This is a genomic window from Pseudomonas sp. RIT357, from assembly GCF_000632245.1.
Lineage (GTDB): Bacteria > Pseudomonadota > Gammaproteobacteria > Pseudomonadales > Pseudomonadaceae > Aquipseudomonas > Aquipseudomonas sivasensis.
The window spans coordinates 1-18,235 of sequence record NZ_JFYX01000001.1 but is presented as its reverse complement, the minus strand read 5'-3'; the positions used below and the strand labels follow the sequence as shown (position 1 = coordinate 18,235).

Genomic DNA, 18,235 nt, shown 5'->3' with positions numbered 1-18,235 from the left:
AGGTCACGGTGCGCGCAGCAAAGCATGAGGTATACAATGCGCGCCATCGTGATTTAGCTCAAAAAAGGTGCGTCATGCAGCCCTTCGTCATTGCTCCATCGATTCTCTCCGCCGATTTTGCCCGCCTGGGTGAGGAAGTGGACAACGTGTTGGCCGCCGGTGCCGACTTCGTGCACTTCGATGTCATGGACAACCACTACGTGCCCAACCTGACCATCGGTCCGATGGTCTGCGCAGCGTTGCGCAAATACGGCGTTACCGCGCCGATCGATGCGCACCTGATGGTGAGCCCGGTAGACCGCATCATCGGTGACTTCATCGAAGCCGGTGCAACCTACATCACCTTCCACCCGGAAGCCTCGCTGCACGTCGACCGTACCTTGCAACTGATCCGCGAAGGCGGCTGCAAGGCGGGCCTGGTGTTCAACCCGGCTACCCCGTTGGACGTGCTCAAGTACGTGATGGACAAGGTCGACATGGTGTTGCTGATGAGCGTCAACCCAGGTTTCGGCGGGCAGAAGTTCATCCCCGGCACCCTCGACAAGCTGCGCGAAGCCCGCGCGCTGATCGATGCGTCCGGTCGTGATATCCGCCTGGAAATCGACGGTGGGGTCAACGTCAACAATATCCGTGAAATCGCAGCGGCCGGCGCCGATACGTTCGTGGCCGGTTCGGCGATCTTCAACGCGCCGAACTACCAGGAAGTCATCGACAAGATGCGTGCCGAACTGGCGCTGGCACGTCCATGAGCGGCTTTGAGCAGCTGTTTCCCGGCAAACTGCCACGGTTGGTGATGTTCGATCTGGACGGTACGCTGATCGACTCGGTGCCAGACCTGGCGGCGGCGGTGGACCAAATGCTGCTCAAGCTGGGACGCAAGCCGGCGGGGATCGAGTCTGTACGCGAATGGGTTGGCAATGGCGTGCAGATGCTGGTGCGCCGGGCCCTGGCTAACCATATCGACGCTGAAGGCGTCGATGACGTGGAAGCCGAGCATGCGCTGGAGTTATTCAATGTTGCTTATGAGGACGGCCACGAACTGACCGTGGTTTACCCCGGCGTGCGCGACACCCTCAAATGGCTGCACAAACAGGGCGTGGAAATGGCCCTGATCACCAACAAGCCGGAGCGCTTCGTAGCGCCGCTGTTGGACCAGATGAAAATCGGCCGGTATTTCCGCTGGATCATCGGTGGCGATACCTTGCCACAGAAGAAACCCGACCCGGCGGCGCTGTTTTTCGTGATGAAAATGGCCAATATCCCGGCGTCCCAGTCGCTGTTTGTCGGCGACTCGCGCAGTGATGTGCAGGCGGCAAAAGCCGCGGGTGTTCAGTGTGTAGCCCTAAGCTACGGTTATAACCATGGCCGGCCGATTGCCGAAGAGTCGCCGGCGCTGGTCATTGATGACCTGCGACTGCTAATCCCCGGTTGCTTGGGAGCGGGCGCTGAGATAACGTTGCCCGACATCGATAAGTCCCCTTCTGGAAATTCCATCGTGGTGGTCACTCGCAAACTCTGGATGAAAGTCATCAAGGCCCTGGCCCGCTGGCGTTGGCGCGCCTGACTGATCCTGGCCGCGCCCTGCGGCACGTTTGCATACCTGACTGTTAGACCCTCACGCCACGAGGCACATCATGATCCGCGAAGAATTCCTGCGTTTGGCCGCTGCCGGCTATAACCGTATCCCCCTGGCCTGCGAAACCCTGGCCGACTTCGACACGCCACTGTCGATCTACCTGAAACTGGCCGACGAGCCCAACTCCTATCTGCTGGAGTCGGTACAGGGCGGCGAGAAGTGGGGCCGTTACTCGATCATCGGTCTGCCATGCCGCACGGTGCTGCGGGTACACGACCATCATGTGAGCATTACCCATGATGGCGTCGAGATCGAAAGCCATGACGTTGAAGACCCGCTTGCCTTCGTCGAAGCCTTCAAGGCGCGCTACAACGTGCCGACCATTGCGGGTCTGCCGCGTTTTAACGGCGGGCTGGTGGGTTACTTCGGCTACGACTGCGTGCGTTACGTGGAAAAACGCCTGGGCAAATGCCCGAACCCGGACCCGCTGGGCGTGCCGGATATTCTGCTGATGGTGTCTGACGCGGTGGTGGTTTTCGACAACCTCGCCGGCAAGATGCACGCGATTGTGCTCGCTGACCCATCCCAAGCTGACGCCTTCGAACAGGGCCTGGCCAGCCTGGAAGCCCTTCTGGAAAAACTGCGCCAGCCGATCACCCCGCGTCGCGGCCTGGACCTCAGCCGTCCACCGGCGAGCGATCCGGTGTTCCGCTCCAGCTTTACCCAGGATGACTACGAGCGCGCCGTCGATACCATCAAGGAATACATCCTCGCCGGTGACTGCATGCAGGTGGTGCCGTCGCAACGTATGTCCATCGACTTCAAGGCCGCGCCTATCGACCTGTACCGGGCGCTGCGCTGCTTCAACCCGACGCCGTACATGTACTTCTTCAACTTTGGTGACTTCCACGTAGTGGGTAGCTCGCCGGAAGTGCTGGTGCGTGTCGAGGATAACCTGATCACCGTGCGCCCGATCGCCGGCACTCGTCCGCGTGGCGCGACTGAAGAAGCGGATCTGGCGCTGGAAGAAGACCTGCTCAGCGACGATAAGGAAATCGCCGAGCACTTGATGCTGATCGACCTGGGCCGTAACGACACCGGGCGCGTTTCGGAAATTGGCTCGGTGAAGCTGACCGAGAAGATGGTCATCGAGCGTTATTCCAACGTGATGCACATCGTGTCCAACGTCACCGGTGAACTGAAAGCCGGGTTGACGGCGATGGACGCACTGCGGGCGATTCTGCCGGCGGGCACGTTGTCGGGCGCGCCGAAGATTCGCGCGATGGAAATCATCGACGAGTTGGAACCGGTCAAGCGTGGTGTCTACGGCGGCGCCGTGGGGTATTTCGCCTGGAACGGCAACATGGACACCGCTATTGCGATCCGCACGGCAGTGATCAAGGACGGGGAGCTGCATGTGCAGGCCGGTGGCGGGATCGTCGCCGACTCGGTACCGGCCCTCGAATGGGAAGAAACCCTGAACAAGCGCCGCGCGATGTTCCGCGCTGTTGCGCTGGCTGAACAGACCCCCAATTCCTGAGGTTTCCCCATGTTGCTGATGATTGATAACTACGATTCCTTTACCTACAACGTTGTGCAGTACCTGGGCGAACTCGGTGCCGAGGTCAAGGTGGTGCGCAACGACGAGCTGACCGTGGCCGAGATCGCCGCGCTGAATCCCGAGCGCATCGTGGTTTCGCCGGGCCCGTGCACGCCGACCGAGGCGGGTATTTCTCTCGAAGCCATCAAGTACTTCGCCGGCAAGCTGCCAATCCTGGGTGTATGCCTGGGCCACCAATCCATTGGCCAGGCCTTTGGTGGTGACGTGGTGCGTGCGCGCCAAGTGATGCACGGCAAGACCAGTCCGGTGTTCCATAAGGACTTGGGCGTATTCCAGGCACTCAACAACCCGGTGACTGTGACTCGCTACCACTCGCTGGTGGTCAAGCGCGAAACCCTGCCGGAATGTCTGGAGCTGACTGCCTGGACACAGCTGGAAGACGGCTCGGTCGACGAGATCATGGGCCTGCGTCACAAGACACTGAACATCGAAGGGGTGCAATTTCACCCCGAGTCGATCCTGACCGAGCAGGGCTACGAGCTGTTCGCCAACTTTCTCAAGCAGAGCGGCGGCACGCGCTAAGGACTTTCCATGGATATCAAGACTGCCCTGAGCCGTATCGTCGGCCATCTGGACCTGAGCACCGCTGAAATGAGCGATGTGATGCGCGAGATCATGACCGGCCAATGCACTGACGCGCAGATCGGCGCGTTTATGATGGCAATGCGCATGAAGAGCGAGAGCATCGACGAGATCGTCGGCGCGGTTTCGGTGATGCGTGAGTTGGCCGACAAGGTCGAGCTTAAAACCCTCGACGGTGTGGTCGATGTGGTTGGCACCGGCGGCGACGGTGCGAATATTTTCAACGTGTCGACGGCTTCATCCTTTGTGGTTGCGGCGGCGGGCTGCACCGTGGCCAAGCACGGTAACCGTGCGGTGTCCGGTAAGAGCGGCAGTGCCGACCTGCTGGAAGCGGCCGGTATCTACTTGAACCTGACACCGGTACAAGTGGCGCGCTGCATCGACAACGTCGGCATCGGCTTTATGTTTGCCCAGTCCCATCATGGTGCAATGAAGCACGCCGCCGGTCCGCGCAAAGACCTTGGCCTGCGTACGCTGTTCAACATGCTCGGCCCGCTTACGAATCCGGCCGGTGTAAAGCACCAGGTGGTGGGCGTATTCAGTCAGGCGTTGTGCAAACCGTTGGCTGAAGTGCTGCAACGCCTGGGCAGCAAGCATGTGCTGGTGGTGCACTCCAAAGATGGCCTGGATGAATTCAGCCTGGCCGCGCCGACCTTTGTGGCGGAGCTGAAGAATGACCAGATCACCGAGTATTGGGTCGAGCCAGAAGACCTGGGCATGAAGAGCCAGAGCCTGCATGGCTTGGCGGTAGAAAGCCCGGCGGCGTCCCTGGAGTTGATTCGCGATGCCCTGGGGCGGCGTAAGACTGAGAACGGTCAAAAAGCTGCGGAAATGATTGTTCTGAATGCTGGCGCGGCACTTTACGCTGCCGACCATGCCTATAGTCTTAAGGAAGGTGTCGAATTGGCCCACGATGCGCTGCACACCGGTCTGGCTCGTGAAAAGCTCGAAGAGCTGGGAGCATTCACCGCTGTATTCAAGATGGAGAATGAAGGATGAGTGTTCCGACCGTTCTGGAAAAGATCCTGGCCCGCAAGGCTGAAGAAGTCGCCGAACGCCGTGCCCGTCTGAGCCTGGCCGAGCTGGAAGCCCAAGCGAAAGCCGCTGACGCACCGCGTGGATTTGCCAATGCACTGATCGCCCAGGCCAAGCTCAAGCATCCGGCGGTGATCGCGGAGATCAAGAAGGCTTCGCCGAGCAAGGGTGTTATCCGCGAGCACTTTGTGCCAGCGGAAATCGCGGTCAGCTACGAAAAGGGCGGGGCGACATGCCTTTCCGTATTGACTGATATCGATTATTTCCAGGGTTCCGACCTGTTCCTGCAGCAGGCCCGTGCGGCGTGCAAGTTACCGGTGATCCGCAAGGATTTCATGGTCGATCCGTACCAGATCGTCGAAGCCCGTGCCTTGGGCGCCGACTGCGTTCTGCTGATCGTCTCCGCTCTGGATGACGTGAAGATGGCCGAGTTGGCGGCCGTGGCCAAAAGCGTCGGCCTGGACGTGCTGGTGGAAGTGCACGACGGCGATGAGCTGGAGCGCGCACTCAAAACCCTCGACACACCGCTGGTGGGGGTCAACAACCGTAACCTGCACACCTTTGAAGTCAGCCTGGAAAACACTCTCGACCTGCTGCCGCGTATTCCACGCGACCGCCTGGTGATCACTGAGAGCGGCATTGTTAACCGCGCCGACGTGGAGCTGATGGAAATCAGCAATGTGTACTCGTTCCTGGTGGGCGAGACCTTCATGCGCGCCGAGAACCCGGGGGCGGAACTGCAGCGTCTGTTCTTCCCGGAGCGTGGCGTGGCGGTCAGCGGTTCAACTCTCGATTGATTTGACCCACGGTCAATATTTGAAATGCAGTCAAATGTGGGAGGGGGCTTGCTCCCGATAGCGGAGTGTCAGTTGACTTGTTCATCAACTGACAGAATGCCATCGGGAGCAAGCCCCCTCCCACATTGGGTCCTGTGGTTATGCCGATAGGTAGGTGTTAGATGACTCAGCCAGTAAAGATGACCGTCGAAGCAGGCCTTGCCGCCGAGCAAGCCTTGTTGGCTGCCGTTTGTGCTGGTGACCAGGAGTTCGGCCTGCTGTTCTGGCAACCCAGTGATCAAGCCTTGGTGATGCCGCGTCGTCTGAGTCGGTTGCCGGCATTCGAAGCCGCCAGCCAAGTCTCGGCCGATTACGGTTGGCCGGTGTTGCTGCGTGAGACCGGTGGCGAACCGGTGCCGCAGTCCAGCGCTACGGTCAATATCGCCCTGGTCTACGCTCCGCCGCGCAGTGAAGGCGATCAAGGCCGCATCGAAACCGGTTACCAGCGCCTATGCCAGCCGATCTGCGATTTACTCATCGAGTTGGGCGGCGATGCCTCCGTCGGGGAAATCGAAGGTGCATTCTGCGACGGTCGTTACAACGTCAACCTCAACGGGCGCAAAATGGTCGGTACAGCCCAGCGCTGGCGGCAAAGCGGTGGCCGCCCGGTAGGGTTGGTGCACGGTGCGTTGTTGCTGGATAACGATCGCGAAGAACTGATCGCGGCGGTCAATCGCTTCAACGAAGCCTGCGGTCTGGAGCAACGGGTTCGTGCCGACAGCCATATCGCCTTGCACGAAGCTTTCCCCGCGCCGGACGCCATCAGCCGATTGGATACCTTGTACCGTCAGATGCTGGCCAGCTTCCTGCCGGGTTAGCGAGTACCGAACACCACCATTGTCTTGCCTTTGACGTGGACCAGATTGCGCTCCTCCAGGTCCTTGAGCACGCGGCCGACCATCTCTCGTGAACAGCCGACAATTCGCCCGATTTCCTGACGGGTGATCTTGATTTGCATGCCGTCGGGATGAGTCATTGCATCGGGCTGTTTGCACAGCTCCAGCAGGCAACGGGCCACGCGACCGGTAACGTCGAAGAATGCCAAGTCGCCGACCTTGCGCGTGGTATCACGCAGGCGCTGGGCGATCTGACCGCTGAGTGCGTAGAGAATGTCGGGATCGTGTTGAGCCAGCTCGCGAAATTTGGTGTAACTGATCTCGGCCACTTCGCACTCGACCTTTGCCCGCACCCAGGCGCTACGCTCCTGTTCCTTGCCGGCTTGCTCAAACAGCCCCAGTTCCCCGAAGAAATCCCCCGTGTTCAGGTAGGCGATGATCATCTCGCGGCCGTCTTCATCCTCGATCAGAATGGTGACTGAGCCCTTGATAATGAAGAACAACGTTTCGGAGCGCTCGCCGGCGCAGATGATGTTGTGCTTGGCCGGGTAACGTCGGCGCTGGCAATGCATCAGCAGCTTGTCGAGATTCTTGATCTTGGGTATGGGCGTCAGAGCAACCATGGTTGTATCCCGAAAGGCAGCGCGAGGTGGTTGGAATTGTTGTACTCGGCGGTATCGGCATTGATACACGCTTTATAAAGGGTGGCAATGCGCCACTCATTTGGCGTCAGCTTAACAGACACATTCTGACTCGATTAGCCAATTTACCGAGCAAGCCCCGTTATTGATCACATAGATGGGAAACGCTGTCGCGCTCAGGCCCTGTGCTAAGCTGGCGACCCTTTTTTAGCAGTGGAGTCTGGGCGATGAAGGCACGCATCCAATGGGCGGGCGAAGCCATGTTCCTCGGTGAGTCGGGCAGTGGCCATGTAGTGGTCATGGATGGCCCGCCTGAAGCCGGTGGCCGCAACCTGGGCGTACGTCCGATGGAAATGCTCCTGCTGGGCGTGGGCGGTTGCAGCAATTTCGACGTGGTCAGCATCCTGAAAAAATCCCGACAGGCCGTGGAAAGCTGTGAAGCCTTCCTGGAAGCCGAGCGCGCCACTGAAGATCCCAAGGTGTTCACCAAGATCCATATGCACTTCGTGGTGAAGGGCCGAGGGCTGAAGGAGGCTCAGGTCAAGCGCGCCATCGAGCTGTCGGCAGAGAAGTACTGCTCGGCGTCGATCATGCTCGGTGCGGCCGGCGTGGCCATTACCCATGACTACGAGATTATCGAGTTGGGTTAATCGCCGATTGGCAAAAGAAAAGGGCGCTTTGAAAGCGCCCTTTTTTTCGTCTGCAGGTTTGCTCAGACGCGGTAGGTGCTTTTGGTCATGACCTTGGCAAGTAGGCTCATGCCGAAACGCACTGGCGCCGGGAAGCGGAAACCGCCTGCATCCAGTGCGCTTTCAGCGTGGTGTTCTTCATCGATACGCATCTGCTCAAGAATGGCCCGGGATTTTTCGTCTTCGGCCGGCAATTGTTCCAGGTGTTCATCCAAGTGCTTGCACACTTGATGTTCAGTCGCGGCGACAAAACCGAGGCTGACCTTGTCACTGATCAAGCCAGCAGCAGCGCCGATGCCGAACGACAAACCGTAAAACAGTGGATTCAGCACGCTGGGATGGCTACCCAGTTGACGGATGCGTTGCTCGCACCAGGCCAGGTGGTCGATTTCTTCCTCGGCCGCGTGCTCCATGGCCGCGCGTACCTGCGGCAGCTTGGCAGTCAATGCCTGGCCTTGGTAAAGCGCCTGGGCACAGACTTCGCCGGTATGGTTGATGCGCATCAGGCCGGCGACATGACGAGTGTCGGTCTCGCTCATCTGCGCGTCAGGTTGCACGATGGCGGGCGACGGACGGTACGGTTGGCCACTGAAGGGCAGGAGTGTGCGCATGGCCGTGTCGGCTTGCAGCAATAGGCGATCAATCGGCGAGTAGTGACGTTGGGTAGTCATGCTGACCTCCGGGAAGAATCTCGGCGGCCAGTTTACCGCAAGAGATGGGCAAGCGTTTGCCCTGAGTCAATTTGCCTTTGTGGCGAGGGAGCTTGCTGCCGTCCGGCTGCGTCGCAGTCGCAAACTCCCCAATAATCCTCAGCCCGGTGGCCAGTTCATCTGGCGCTGACCCAGCACGTGCATATGGATGTGATAGACAGTCTGTCCGCCATCCTCATTGCAGTTCATTACTACGCGAAACCCTTTCTCGCAGCCTTGTTCCACGGCGAGGCGCTGGGCGGTAAACAGAATGTGCCCGGCCAGGGATTTGTCATCTTCCGTGAGGTCATTGAGGGTGCGGATAGGCTTCTTCGGGATCACCAGAAAATGCACTGGTGCCTGCGGGGCAATATCGTGAAAAGCGAGGACTTGATCATCTTCGTAGATGATCTTCGCGGGTATTTCTCTGTTGATGATCTTGGTGAACAGAGTATCCACAGCTGTTTCTCCATTATGAGCGTGCAGGGGTGAGTGTACCCACGCGGTCAGCGTGGGCAATAGGCCTTGTTGATGGCACCGGCTATTTTGCGCGTCAGCCAGCGCGGGCTTAGACGTGGGCTGAAGGCCAGCCAGCGATTACGGCGGCCGGGGATGATGATGGCTTTGTTCTTTTCCAATGCGCGTACGGTGTAGAGCGCGACCTCTTCCGGGCTCATCAGTTGTTCGCTGCGATCAAGCTTGGCGGTGTCCATTTGCGCGGTACCGAAGAACGCAGTGCGTGTCGGGCCAGGGCAAAGGACCGATACCTTGATGCCGCAGGTCTTCAGTTCTTCGCGCAAACCCTCGGAGAAATGCAGCACATAGGCCTTGCTGGCGTAGTAACTGCTCATCCACGGACCGGGTTGAAACGCGGCAATCGACGCAACGTTAAGAATTTGTCCGCCGCCCTGCAGCGCCATGGTATTGCCCAGGGCGTGACACATGCGGGTGAGGGCGAGGATGTTGACTTCAATAAGGTCTTGCTCGGTCATCCAGTCCTGGGCCAGGAATGGTCCGCTTGTGCCTATGCCGGCGCAGTTGACCAGCAAATCAATCTGCCGCTCGCCTTCTTCAAGCTCCAACAGGAATCCGGACAAGCGCAGCGGCTCGCCCAAGTCGCAGGCACGAAACAGCACCTCGACGCCGAAGCGCTGAGTCAATTCGATTGCAATGCTTTCCAACTGATCACGCTGGCGGGCCACCAGAATCAAGCTGCGGCCACGACGTGCCAGGGCTTCTGCCAAGGCAAGGCCAATGCCGCTGGAGGCACCGGTGATCAGAGCGTAACGGGTCATGCCTTTCTCCATCGCAACGCCCCCATCAATGATGGAGGCATCACGGATGGGGGCGTTTCTTTACTGTTCTTCTGCAGAGTCTACAGGTTCGGCCGCTTCGTCAGCACTTTGGGCGTCTTCTTCATCAACGATGACGCTTTGATCGGCGTCTTCATCGGAGGTGATGGAGCTGCTTTCGTAGCTGCTGTCGACGTTGGATTCGAGTTGGTCCAGGTAGCCGTTCATGCCCAGCGACACGACGAGGATGAGCATCAGAGGAATGAATGCCAGCCACAGAGAGGCCAGAACCTTTACCGCAGTGGAGTTACGCGGTGGCGGTGCGCCGTATTGGTTGGCACCCGAGTTACCTGGCACTACCAGCAGCAACAGCGGGAAAATGCTGTTTACCAGCGGCACGAGGTTCAGCAGGTACAGCCAGCCAGACCAGCCCAGGTCGTGCAAGCGCTGGACCCCGATTTGCACACTCACGACTACAACCGCAACGAACAGCGCTAAACCGAGCAGCGAGCCAACAATGATGGCTATCGTCGGTGACGCGGTCGCGATGGCGAAGCCTACAGTACTAAGGATGCCTGCTGCGACGAGCATTGCGACGGTCAGTACCAGCGTCCATGCCAGATACCGCAGACGGCCAATACGGCCATTGATCGTGAAGATCTTGAGATCGGCGTATTCAGGGTGGCTGTCACCCACGGCAGCACGCGGAGGCGCGTACGGTGAAGCGGCTGGGCGAGAGAAGTCTGTTGCACCAGAGCTCGTCTCGTGTGTTTCGGCAAGGCTGAAGGCTACGGGCTGTTCGGCCTCGATGCGCGCGTCGACGCCAGCGTTCTTCAGAGCGGTGAGGTAGGTTTCGGCGTCGGGGCGTGACAGGTCGCGTTTTAGTGCAACCGGGCGACCGGTGAAGAGTTTCTCGATGTCCTCGACGGTGCTTTTGAACAGCTCAGCCAGGTTCAGCTTGGCCGTGGTGCTTTCGACACCCGGGAGCAAGGCTCCATCAAAAACAATCTTGAAGCGGTTGTCGCTCATGCGGGCTTCCTTGTCACTTATTCAGGTGGGGGTGCGGGTCTGCTCAATTGGCAGGCCTGTCGGTTGGGTCAGCGTGGCCAGCGCAATTGTGCGGCCTGCTCGCGCGCCTTGCGGTATTCGGCATCGAGGCGGGCAACGAGTTCATCGACGCTGGGCAAATCATTAATCTCACCGACGCCTTGGCCGGCGGACCATACGGTCTTCCATGCTTTGGCTTCGTCGCTCAGCGGTTTGAGCTTGGAACCGAAGTTGACTTCGCCTTTGCCTTGCAGGGCAGCGAGGTCGAACCCGGCATTTTCCAGGCTTTGGCGCATAAAGCTAGCGGGAACGCCGGAGACTGCGGGAGTGTGCACGATGTCGGCGGCGCGCGATGTGAGCAGCATCTCTTTATAGGCATCTGGGGCGTGGCTTTCGGCTGTACCGATAAAGCGCGTGCCGAAATATGCCAGGTCTGCGCCCAGCAACTGGGCGGCGAGGATTTCGTGTCCATGATTGAGGCACCCGGCCAGCAGCAGGGTTTTGTCGAAGAACTGTCGAATCTCGGCAATCAGCGAGAACGGGCTCCAGGTGCCGGCATGGCCACCGGCACCGGCAGCCACAGCAATCAGGCCATCTACACCGGCTTCAGCGGCTTTTTCGGCATGGCGCCGGGTGGTGACATCGTGGAACACCAGCCCGCCGTAGCCGTGCACGGCATCTACCAACTCCTTCACCGCGCCCAAACTGGTGATCACGATCGGCACCTTGTGCTCAACGCAGATCGCCAGATCCGCCTCCAGGCGAGGGTTACTGTTGTGCACGATAAGGTTGACGGCGTACGGCGCTGGATTGTCCAACTGCGCAAGGCCCGCTTCGATTTCCTCCAGCCAGGCTTTGAAGCCACTGCTCTCGCGCTGGTTGAGCGCAGGGAAGCTCCCGACCACGCCATTGCGGCAGCAGGCCAGGACCAGTTGTGGATTGGAAATCAGGAACATCGGCGCAGCCACCACGGGCAGGCGCAGACGTTGTTCAAGCAGAGCGGGCAGCGACATTGGAGGTACCCCGAGTAATTGAAGTTAGAACGGTTTGACTACGACCAAAATTACGATAGCCAGCAATATCAGAACCGGGACTTCATTGAACCAGCGATAAAAGACATGGCTGCGGGTGTTTTCGCCACGGGCGAAACGTTTTACCTGTGCGCCACACATGTGGTGATAGCCGATCAACAGTACAACGAGGGTCAGCTTGGCGTGGATCCAGCCGCCGGACTGAAAGATGCCGGGGTTGAGGGCAATCAGCCAGATGCCGAATGCCAAGGAGGCAATCATCGCCGGGCCCATGATGCCGCGGTACAACTTGCGCTCCATGATGCTGAAGCGCTCCTTGCTGACGGTGTCCTCGCTTTGGGCGTGGTAGACGAACAGGCGCGGCAGGTAGAACAGCCCGGCAAACCAGCAGACGATGCTGATGATGTGGAAGGCTTTGACCCATAGATAAAGCATTTTTAGTTATTCCCAGGTTCACGGTAGCGAAGATAGTAGTGGCTCATGCGCCCATACGTCACGTTGACGGTTGTCGCAGGGCGATACGGCCCCTATTATCGACGGCTTTCCAGTGGTTCGTTGAGGGCAGGTTTATGGTCAAGGTCGGTATCGTCGGCGGCACGGGTTACACCGGTGTCGAATTGCTGCGTCTGTTGGCTCAGCATCCGCAAGCTGAGGTGGTGGTCATCACCTCTCGATCCGAGGCAGGCCTGGCTGTGGCCGATATGTACCCGAACCTGCGAGGCCACTACGACGGCTTGGCGTTCAGTGTTCCGGACATCAAGACCCTTGGCGCCTGCGACGTGGTGTTCTTCGCCACGCCACATGGTGTTGCCCATGCGCTGGCCGGTGAGTTGCTGGCAGCTGGCACCAAGGTCATTGACCTGTCGGCAGACTTCCGGCTGCAGGACGCCGATGAATGGGCCAAGTGGTACGGTCAGCCACACGGCGCGCCGGAGTTGTTGGAAGAGGCGGTGTACGGCCTGCCTGAAGTCAATCGTGAGCAAATCAAGCAGGCGCGCCTGATCGCGGTGCCGGGTTGCTACCCAACCGCTACGCAGTTGGGCTTTCTGCCGTTGCTTGAAGCTGGGCTGGCGGATGCTTCGCGCCTGATTGCAGACTGCAAGTCGGGCGTCAGCGGTGCCGGCCGTGGTGCTGCGGTAGGTTCGCTGTACTCCGAGACATCGGAAAGCATGAAGGCCTACGCGGTAAAAGGGCATCGCCACCTGCCGGAAATCCGCCAGGGCCTGCGCCGTGCTGCCGGTAAGGAGGTGGGCTTGACCTTTGTGCCGCACCTGACGCCAATGATCCGTGGTATCCACTCAACGCTATACGCAACCGTGGTCGATCGTTCGGTAGACCTGCAGGCGTTGTTTGAAAAGCGCTACGCGAATGAGCCGTTCGTCGACGTAATGCCGGCGGGCAGCCACCCGGAAACCCGTAGCGTGCGTGGCGCCAACGTGTGCCGGATTGCTGTGCACCGTCCGCAGGACGGCGACCTGGTGGTCGTGCTGTCGGTGATCGATAACCTGGTCAAGGGCGCGTCGGGCCAGGCTGTGCAGAACATGAACATCCTATTCGGCTTGGATGAGAAGTTGGGCTTGTCCCATGCCGGCATGCTGCCTTAAGGCGGTTTGTTGATTGCGCAAAAGGCCCGTTGATCGGGCCTTTTGTGTTTCTAATGGCGGCGATGCAGATTGATATACCGTAACAATAGTTGACCGATTTTCTAGGAGAAGCGGATAATGCCCGCCATTACGCATATGGCGGCTCTACGCCGGGAGATTATCAGCATGAGCGTTGAATCCTTCACCCCCACGGCTTTGCAATTCACTCACGGTGCTGCGCACAAGGTGAAGAGCCTGGTCGATGAAGAGGGTAATGATCGCTTGAAGCTGCGCGTATTCGTTACGGGCGGCGGTTGTTCAGGGTTTCAGTACGGCTTTACCTTCGATGAAGATGTGGCTGACGATGACACTATCGTTGAGCGCGAGGGCGTGAGCCTGGTTGTAGACCCGATGAGTTTCCAGTACTTGGCGGGCGCCGAGGTGGATTATCAGGAAGGTCTGGAGGGTTCGCGTTTCGTGATCAAGAACCCTAATGCCACCACTACATGTGGTTGCGGGTCTTCGTTCTCGATCTGATCGAGAGTGGATACAAAAACGCCGCTTGGCTTTCATGGGCCAAGCGGCGTTTTGCTGTCTGCGGATTAGTCAGGCGGGGTAGATTGCGCCTAGTAACCGCAGTCCGCGCGCGCCAGTGACGCTGGGGCGGTTGGCGGCAATGCCTTCCAGGCAGCAATGGGCCAGCCAGGCGAAGGCCATGGCTTCGACCCAGTCGGGGTCTACGCCGTGAGTGGCTGTGCTGCTGACCTGGGTGGATGGCAGCAGGGCGGCCAGTCGCTTCATCATTGCGGTGTTATGGGCGCCGCCCCCACAGATCAACAGCGTTTCTGTCTGCGATTGTGCGGTTTGCAGGGACTCAACGATGGTCAGGGCGGTCAGTTCCAGCAAGCTGGCCTGCACGTTCTGGGGTTCGAAGGCTGGCAGGCGGCTAAGGTGCTGTTGCAACCATCCCAGGTTGAACACTTCTCGGCCGGTGCTTTTTGGGCCTTTTGTCAGGAAAAACGGGTCGCCGAGCAGAGCGTTGAGCAACTGATGTTCTACTTTGCCGCTGGCTGCCCACTGGCCGTCGCGATCAAAGTGTTCGCCGCGTTGTAGATGAATCCAGGCATCCAGCAGGACATTGCCCGGGCCGCAGTCGAAGCCGGCTACAGGTTTGCCGGTCTCAATCAGGCTGAGGTTGCTGAAACCGCCTATATTCAACACCGCACGGTTGCCGGTGCTTTCGCCAAACAATGCTTCATGAAACGCAGGGACGAGCGGTGCACCCTGGCCGCCGGCGGCTACATCGCGGCTGCGAAAGTCGCTGACCACGGTGATGCCCGTCAGCTCAGTGAGCAAGGCCGGGTTTCCGATCTGCACCGTAAAACCTCGGGCGGGTTCGTGGCGGATAGTCTGACCATGGCTGCCGATCGCGCGGATGTCTTGAGGCTTGAGGTTTTGCTGGTCGAGCAGTGTGTGAATGCCTTGAGCGGCGAGGGTAACCCAATGCTGCTGGGCGATCGCTGAACGGGCAATCTCATCCGGGCCGCTAGCGCACAGGCTTAGCAGCTCTGCGCGCAGGGTGTCCGGCATCGGAGTGTAGTGGGTGGCGATCAGATTGACCGCTGCACCTTGTTCGATCAGGGCGATATCCAGGCCGTCGAGGCTGGTTCCGGACATCACACCTATATAGAGCGGCATGACTTAACGCTTCGCCGAAGCCAGAAGGGTGGAACGCTCCTGGTCCATACGTGCCATCAGGGGCTGGCTTTGTTGTATGAAGCGCGCGCGCTCTGCTTTGGCGATTGGGTCGGCCATCGGCAGTTTCTGGCCCAGTGGATCAACGTGTACGCCATTGACCTGGAACTCGTAGTGCAAATGCGGTCCGGTGGAGAGGCCGGTAGTGCCGATATAGCCGATCACCTGACCCTGCTTCACATTACCGCCCGTCTTCACGCCCTTTGCGAAGCCTTGCATGTGGCCATACAAGGTTCGGTAGGTGTTGCCGTGCTGAATGATCACCGTGTTGCCGTAACCGCCGCGACGGCCGGCCAGCAGGACCTTGCCGTCTCCCGCTGCCTTGATAGGCGTACCACGAGGAGCTGCGTAGTCGACGCCCTTGTGTGCGCGGATTTTGTTCAGGATTGGATGCTTGCGCCCCATGGAGAAACGCGAGCTGATGCGAGCGAAGTCCACTGGGGTACGGATGAAGGCTTTGCGCATGCTATTGCCATCAGCCGTGTAGTAGCTGCTATTGCCTTGCTTGTTGGTGTAGCGCACAGCGGTGTAGGTCTTGCCGCGGTTGGTGAAGCGTGCAGAAAGAATATTGCCAGTGCCGACCACTTTGCCGTTGGCGACTTTCTGCTCGTAGATCACGTCGAATTCGTCGCCTTGGCGGATGTCTTGGGCGAAGTCGATGTCGTAGCCAAATACGCTGGCCATGTCCATGGTCATGCTATGCGACAACCCCGCGCGCGCAGCGGATTGCGACAGCGAGCTGTTGATCACACCGTGAACGTAGGCGGAGCGCATCACTGGTTTGGTGGTGATGCGATTGAACGCGAAACCTTTAGCGCCCTTAGTCAGGGAGATGCTTTCGAGGTCGCTGACGTTGCTGTGCAGGTTGTTCAACTGGCCGTCAGGCGTCAATTCGAACTCAAGCTTCTGGCCGTGTTTCAGTTGGGTGAACTGCTTGGCTTGTTTGTCGCTGGCCAGCACGTCGTTAACGGTGGCGGCAGGAAGGCCAACCTTCTCGAAAAGGGTCGAAAGCGTATCGCCTTTTGCGACGATCACTTCGCGGTGCTGAGGATTCTTAGCTGCGTCTGCGACTGGCTTTTGCAGTTCCTTTGCCGCTTGCTGGGTATCTTCGGGCGTGTTTTCTATCTGGGCAAACGGCGATTCAGATGGGGCATTTGTGGCTTGTTGAGCGTCGGAAGCGTCTTGATCTTGTGTCAGTTGTTCAACTGGACTCTCCAAGTCGAGGCTCAGGGATGTTCGTTTGGCTTCTACGTCACTGGAAGGGAATACCAGGAGTGCCAGGCTAAGAAGGGCGGCGATACCACTTGCGGCGAGCAGGTGGGTCTTCGGGTAAAGCGGCGGCGCTTTAGACGGTTCAGTGGTCATAGGTAATTTGACTTTGAAGATGAAATGGAAAAGATGAATGACATGATGAAGATGAAATAACTGTATAAAATATAACCAAATCATCTGTGGCGCAAGCTCGCGAATGCTGGGCTTGCTGAACGGTGTCCGTGCGCAGGGCAAAACTTGTAATTAGTCCCTGATCTTGTATGGTTGGTTCCCTTTTGAATCTGAGCCTTGCGGGTCTGTTATGAAGTCGGTTGAAGAGCAGCTAGCGCTGATAAAACGTGGTGCGGAAGAACTGTTGGTTGAGGCCGAGCTGATCGAAAAGCTCAAGCGTGGCCAACCCCTGCGTATTAAGGCTGGTTTCGATCCGACAGCGCCGGACCTGCACCTGGGTCACACCGTGCTTATTAATAAGCTACGTCAGTTCCAGGAACTGGGGCATCAGGTCATCTTCCTTATAGGTGACTTCACTGGGATGATCGGCGACCCGAGTGGCAAAAGCGCTACGCGCCCGCCGCTAACCCGCGAGCAGGTTCTCGACAACGCCGAGACCTACAAGACCCAAGTATTCAAGATTCTTGATCCGGCTAAGACCGAGGTGGCGTTCAACTCCACCTGGATGGATCAGATGGGGCCGGCCGACTTTATTCGTCTGACATCTCAGTACACCGTTGCGCGAATGCTTGAGCGCGACGACTTCGATAAGCGCTACTCCACCAATCAGCCGATCGCTATTCATGAGTTCCTGTATCCGCTAGTCCAGGGTTATGACTCGGTGGCGCTGCGTGCCGATGTGGAGCTGGGTGGTACCGACCAGAAGTTCAACCTGCTGATGGGGCGTGAGCTCCAGCGTGCGTATGGGCAAGAGGCTCAGTGCATTCTGACTATGCCATTGCTGGAAGGGTTGGATGGCGTCAAGAAGATGTCCAAGTCTCTGGGTAACTATGTAGGTATCCAAGAGGCGCCAGGCGTGATGTACGGCAAGCTGGTTTCCATTCCTGATGCGCTGATGTGGCGTTACTTTGAGCTGTTGAGCTTCCGCTCGATGGACGAGATCAATGCGTTGCGTGCTGATGTCGAGGCGGGTGCCAACCCGCGTGATGTGAAAATCAAGCTGGCAGAGGAGATTGTTGCTCGGTTCCATGGTGAAGAGGCAGCGGCCAGTGCTCACCGCGCGGCGGGCAACCGCATGAAAGATGGCGAGTTGCCGGATGATCTGCCTGAGGTTGAGCTGACTGCTGCTGAGGCGATGCCGATTGCGGCCGTTCTTAATAAGGCGGGCTTGGTGAAAAACTCCGCCGTGGCTCGTGACCTTCTGGGTTCGGGTGGTGTGCGTATAGATGGCGAGGTGGTAGATCGCACCTTTATATATGAGCTCGGAGCGACCCACGTTTGTCAGGCGGGGAAGAAGGCCTTTGCACGTATTACGCTAAAATCTGAATAAGGCTGAAATTAGGTGTTGACGGCGAATTATATCTGTCTATAATTCGCCCCACTTCCGGCGCAGTCGAAACGGAAAACTCCTTGGTAAACAACGAGTTACGCAGTTTTCGGCAGTAAGTTGCTTCAGTTCATCGAAGCCAAAAGGAAGTTGAAAAAGAGGTGTTGACAGCAGCGTGTAACGCTGTAGAATTCGCCTCCCGCTGATGAGAGATCAGAAGCGCAAGTGGTTGAAGTTGTTGAAGAAATCTTC

At 58.5% G+C, this 18,235-nt stretch carries 20 protein-coding genes; 11 read left to right on the top strand and 9 right to left on the bottom strand.

The window, feature by feature from the left end; genetic code table 11:
- Window positions 1-74: 74 nt before the first annotated feature.
- From rpe to BW43_RS27105, 7 genes are all read left to right on the top strand, one after another.
- Window positions 75-749, top strand: coding sequence for a ribulose-phosphate 3-epimerase (rpe, locus tag BW43_RS27075; protein WP_032883842.1), 675 nt, complete (start codon window positions 75-77; stop codon window positions 747-749).
- Window positions 746-1,564 carry a phosphoglycolate phosphatase gene (locus BW43_RS27080; protein WP_032883841.1) on the top strand — a complete coding sequence of 273 codons (819 nt, stop codon included), beginning with the start codon at window positions 746-748 and terminating at the stop codon, window positions 1,562-1,564. The genes rpe and BW43_RS27080 overlap by 4 nt, the downstream gene beginning before the upstream one ends.
- Window positions 1,565-1,634: 70 nt before the next feature.
- A complete protein-coding gene (trpE, locus tag BW43_RS27085) occupies window positions 1,635-3,116 on the top strand; it encodes an anthranilate synthase component I (RefSeq protein ID WP_032883839.1) in 1,482 nt (493 codons plus the stop codon).
- Window positions 3,117-3,125: 9 nt separating this feature from the next.
- Window positions 3,126-3,719: an aminodeoxychorismate/anthranilate synthase component II gene (locus tag BW43_RS27090; protein ID WP_024077700.1), complete on the top strand. Its 594-nt coding sequence runs from the start codon at window positions 3,126-3,128 to the stop codon at window positions 3,717-3,719.
- Between the two features lie 9 nt (window positions 3,720-3,728).
- On the top strand, window positions 3,729-4,778 hold the full coding sequence (gene trpD, locus BW43_RS27095; RefSeq protein WP_032883837.1) for an anthranilate phosphoribosyltransferase: 1,050 nt from the start codon (window positions 3,729-3,731) through the stop codon (window positions 4,776-4,778).
- Complete coding sequence (trpC, locus tag BW43_RS27100) at window positions 4,775-5,611, top strand: indole-3-glycerol phosphate synthase TrpC (protein WP_032883835.1); 837 nt, start codon at window positions 4,775-4,777, stop codon at window positions 5,609-5,611. The genes trpD and trpC overlap by 4 nt, the downstream gene beginning before the upstream one ends.
- A 161-nt stretch (window positions 5,612-5,772) precedes the next feature.
- Window positions 5,773-6,468 carry a lipoate--protein ligase family protein gene (locus BW43_RS27105; protein ID WP_032883833.1) on the top strand — a complete coding sequence of 232 codons (696 nt, stop codon included), beginning with the start codon at window positions 5,773-5,775 and terminating at the stop codon, window positions 6,466-6,468.
- Here the strand turns inward: BW43_RS27105 and crp are convergent.
- Entirely contained in the window at window positions 6,465-7,109 is a 645-nt protein-coding gene (gene crp, locus BW43_RS27110; RefSeq protein WP_032883832.1) for a cAMP-activated global transcriptional regulator CRP, read from the bottom strand. The two genes, BW43_RS27105 and crp, sit on opposite strands and share 4 nt — an antisense overlap.
- 245 nt (window positions 7,110-7,354) lie before the next feature.
- Between crp and BW43_RS27115 the strand changes: the two genes are divergently transcribed.
- Window positions 7,355-7,777, top strand: a complete 423-nt coding sequence (locus BW43_RS27115; protein WP_003176451.1) for an OsmC family protein — start codon at window positions 7,355-7,357, stop codon at window positions 7,775-7,777.
- A gap of 62 nt (window positions 7,778-7,839) precedes the next feature.
- On the opposite strand, the gene coq7 is transcribed toward BW43_RS27115, so the two are convergent.
- The 6 genes from coq7 to hemJ form a co-directional block, all read right to left on the bottom strand.
- The gene (coq7, locus tag BW43_RS27120) at window positions 7,840-8,487 is read right to left on the bottom strand and encodes a 2-polyprenyl-3-methyl-6-methoxy-1,4-benzoquinone monooxygenase (protein WP_032883831.1); all 648 of its coding nucleotides are present in this window, start codon (window positions 8,485-8,487) and stop codon (window positions 7,840-7,842) included.
- Between the two features lie 138 nt (window positions 8,488-8,625).
- The gene (locus BW43_RS27125) at window positions 8,626-8,964 is read right to left on the bottom strand and encodes a histidine triad nucleotide-binding protein (RefSeq protein ID WP_032883829.1); all 339 of its coding nucleotides are present in this window, start codon (window positions 8,962-8,964) and stop codon (window positions 8,626-8,628) included.
- Between the two features lie 47 nt (window positions 8,965-9,011).
- The gene (locus tag BW43_RS27130; protein WP_032883828.1) at window positions 9,012-9,800 is read right to left on the bottom strand and encodes an SDR family oxidoreductase; all 789 of its coding nucleotides are present in this window, start codon (window positions 9,798-9,800) and stop codon (window positions 9,012-9,014) included.
- Between the two features lie 60 nt (window positions 9,801-9,860).
- Window positions 9,861-10,826 carry a DUF805 domain-containing protein gene (locus BW43_RS27135; RefSeq protein ID WP_032883827.1) on the bottom strand — a complete coding sequence of 322 codons (966 nt, stop codon included), beginning with the start codon at window positions 10,824-10,826 and terminating at the stop codon, window positions 9,861-9,863.
- 68 nt (window positions 10,827-10,894) lie between these two features.
- Window positions 10,895-11,857, bottom strand: a complete 963-nt coding sequence (locus BW43_RS27140; RefSeq protein WP_032883826.1) for a nitronate monooxygenase family protein — start codon at window positions 11,855-11,857, stop codon at window positions 10,895-10,897.
- Between the two features lie 24 nt (window positions 11,858-11,881).
- Entirely contained in the window at window positions 11,882-12,310 is a 429-nt protein-coding gene (gene hemJ, locus BW43_RS27145) for a protoporphyrinogen oxidase HemJ (protein WP_032883825.1), read from the bottom strand.
- 134 nt (window positions 12,311-12,444) lie between these two features.
- On the opposite strand from hemJ, the gene argC reads away from it, so the two are divergent.
- A complete protein-coding gene (argC, locus tag BW43_RS27150; protein WP_024077689.1) occupies window positions 12,445-13,479 on the top strand; it encodes an N-acetyl-gamma-glutamyl-phosphate reductase in 1,035 nt (344 codons plus the stop codon).
- A 165-nt stretch (window positions 13,480-13,644) separates the two neighbouring features.
- Window positions 13,645-13,995, top strand: coding sequence for an iron-sulfur cluster insertion protein ErpA (gene erpA / locus BW43_RS27155; protein WP_003176443.1), 351 nt, complete (start codon window positions 13,645-13,647; stop codon window positions 13,993-13,995).
- Window positions 13,996-14,064: 69 nt separating this feature from the next.
- Here erpA and BW43_RS27160 read toward each other — a convergent pair whose 3' ends face one another.
- Together BW43_RS27160 and BW43_RS27165 are read right to left on the bottom strand one after the other, a co-directional pair.
- Window positions 14,065-15,156 (bottom strand): anhydro-N-acetylmuramic acid kinase, encoded by a 1,092-nt coding sequence (locus BW43_RS27160; protein WP_032883823.1) that lies wholly within the window; start codon window positions 15,154-15,156, stop codon window positions 14,065-14,067.
- Window positions 15,157-15,159: 3 nt separating this feature from the next.
- Entirely contained in the window at window positions 15,160-16,578 is a 1,419-nt protein-coding gene (locus BW43_RS27165) for a peptidoglycan DD-metalloendopeptidase family protein (RefSeq protein ID WP_032883822.1), read from the bottom strand.
- A gap of 208 nt (window positions 16,579-16,786) precedes the next feature.
- On the opposite strand from BW43_RS27165, the gene tyrS reads away from it, so the two are divergent.
- The gene (gene tyrS, locus BW43_RS27170; protein WP_017739632.1) at window positions 16,787-17,986 is read left to right on the top strand and encodes a tyrosine--tRNA ligase; all 1,200 of its coding nucleotides are present in this window, start codon (window positions 16,787-16,789) and stop codon (window positions 17,984-17,986) included.
- Window positions 17,987-18,235 lie beyond the last annotated feature (249 nt).

Excerpts from the sequence above, each read along its gene's own strand:
- rpe (WP_032883842.1), top strand. The coding sequence starts at position 75 with ATGCAGCCCTTCGTCATTGCTCCATCGATTCTCTCCGCCGATTTTGCC.
- BW43_RS27080 (WP_032883841.1), top strand. The coding sequence starts at position 746 with ATGAGCGGCTTTGAGCAGCTGTTTCCCGGCAAACTGCCACGGTTGGTG.
- trpE (WP_032883839.1), top strand. The coding sequence starts at position 1,635 with ATGATCCGCGAAGAATTCCTGCGTTTGGCCGCTGCCGGCTATAACCGT.
- BW43_RS27090 (WP_024077700.1), top strand. The coding sequence starts at position 3,126 with ATGTTGCTGATGATTGATAACTACGATTCCTTTACCTACAACGTTGTG.
- trpD (WP_032883837.1), top strand. The coding sequence starts at position 3,729 with ATGGATATCAAGACTGCCCTGAGCCGTATCGTCGGCCATCTGGACCTG.
- trpC (WP_032883835.1), top strand. The coding sequence starts at position 4,775 with ATGAGTGTTCCGACCGTTCTGGAAAAGATCCTGGCCCGCAAGGCTGAA.
- BW43_RS27105 (WP_032883833.1), top strand. The coding sequence starts at position 5,773 with ATGACTCAGCCAGTAAAGATGACCGTCGAAGCAGGCCTTGCCGCCGAG.
- crp (WP_032883832.1), bottom strand. The coding sequence starts at position 7,109 with ATGGTTGCTCTGACGCCCATACCCAAGATCAAGAATCTCGACAAGCTG.
- BW43_RS27115 (WP_003176451.1), top strand. The coding sequence starts at position 7,355 with ATGAAGGCACGCATCCAATGGGCGGGCGAAGCCATGTTCCTCGGTGAG.
- coq7 (WP_032883831.1), bottom strand. The coding sequence starts at position 8,487 with ATGACTACCCAACGTCACTACTCGCCGATTGATCGCCTATTGCTGCAA.
- BW43_RS27130 (WP_032883828.1), bottom strand. The coding sequence starts at position 9,800 with ATGACCCGTTACGCTCTGATCACCGGTGCCTCCAGCGGCATTGGCCTT.
- BW43_RS27135 (WP_032883827.1), bottom strand. The coding sequence starts at position 10,826 with ATGAGCGACAACCGCTTCAAGATTGTTTTTGATGGAGCCTTGCTCCCG.
- BW43_RS27140 (WP_032883826.1), bottom strand. The coding sequence starts at position 11,857 with ATGTCGCTGCCCGCTCTGCTTGAACAACGTCTGCGCCTGCCCGTGGTG.
- hemJ (WP_032883825.1), bottom strand. The coding sequence starts at position 12,310 with ATGCTTTATCTATGGGTCAAAGCCTTCCACATCATCAGCATCGTCTGC.
- argC (WP_024077689.1), top strand. The coding sequence starts at position 12,445 with ATGGTCAAGGTCGGTATCGTCGGCGGCACGGGTTACACCGGTGTCGAA.
- erpA (WP_003176443.1), top strand. The coding sequence starts at position 13,645 with ATGAGCGTTGAATCCTTCACCCCCACGGCTTTGCAATTCACTCACGGT.
- BW43_RS27160 (WP_032883823.1), bottom strand. The coding sequence starts at position 15,156 with ATGCCGCTCTATATAGGTGTGATGTCCGGAACCAGCCTCGACGGCCTG.
- BW43_RS27165 (WP_032883822.1), bottom strand. The coding sequence starts at position 16,578 with ATGACCACTGAACCGTCTAAAGCGCCGCCGCTTTACCCGAAGACCCAC.
- tyrS (WP_017739632.1), top strand. The coding sequence starts at position 16,787 with ATGAAGTCGGTTGAAGAGCAGCTAGCGCTGATAAAACGTGGTGCGGAA.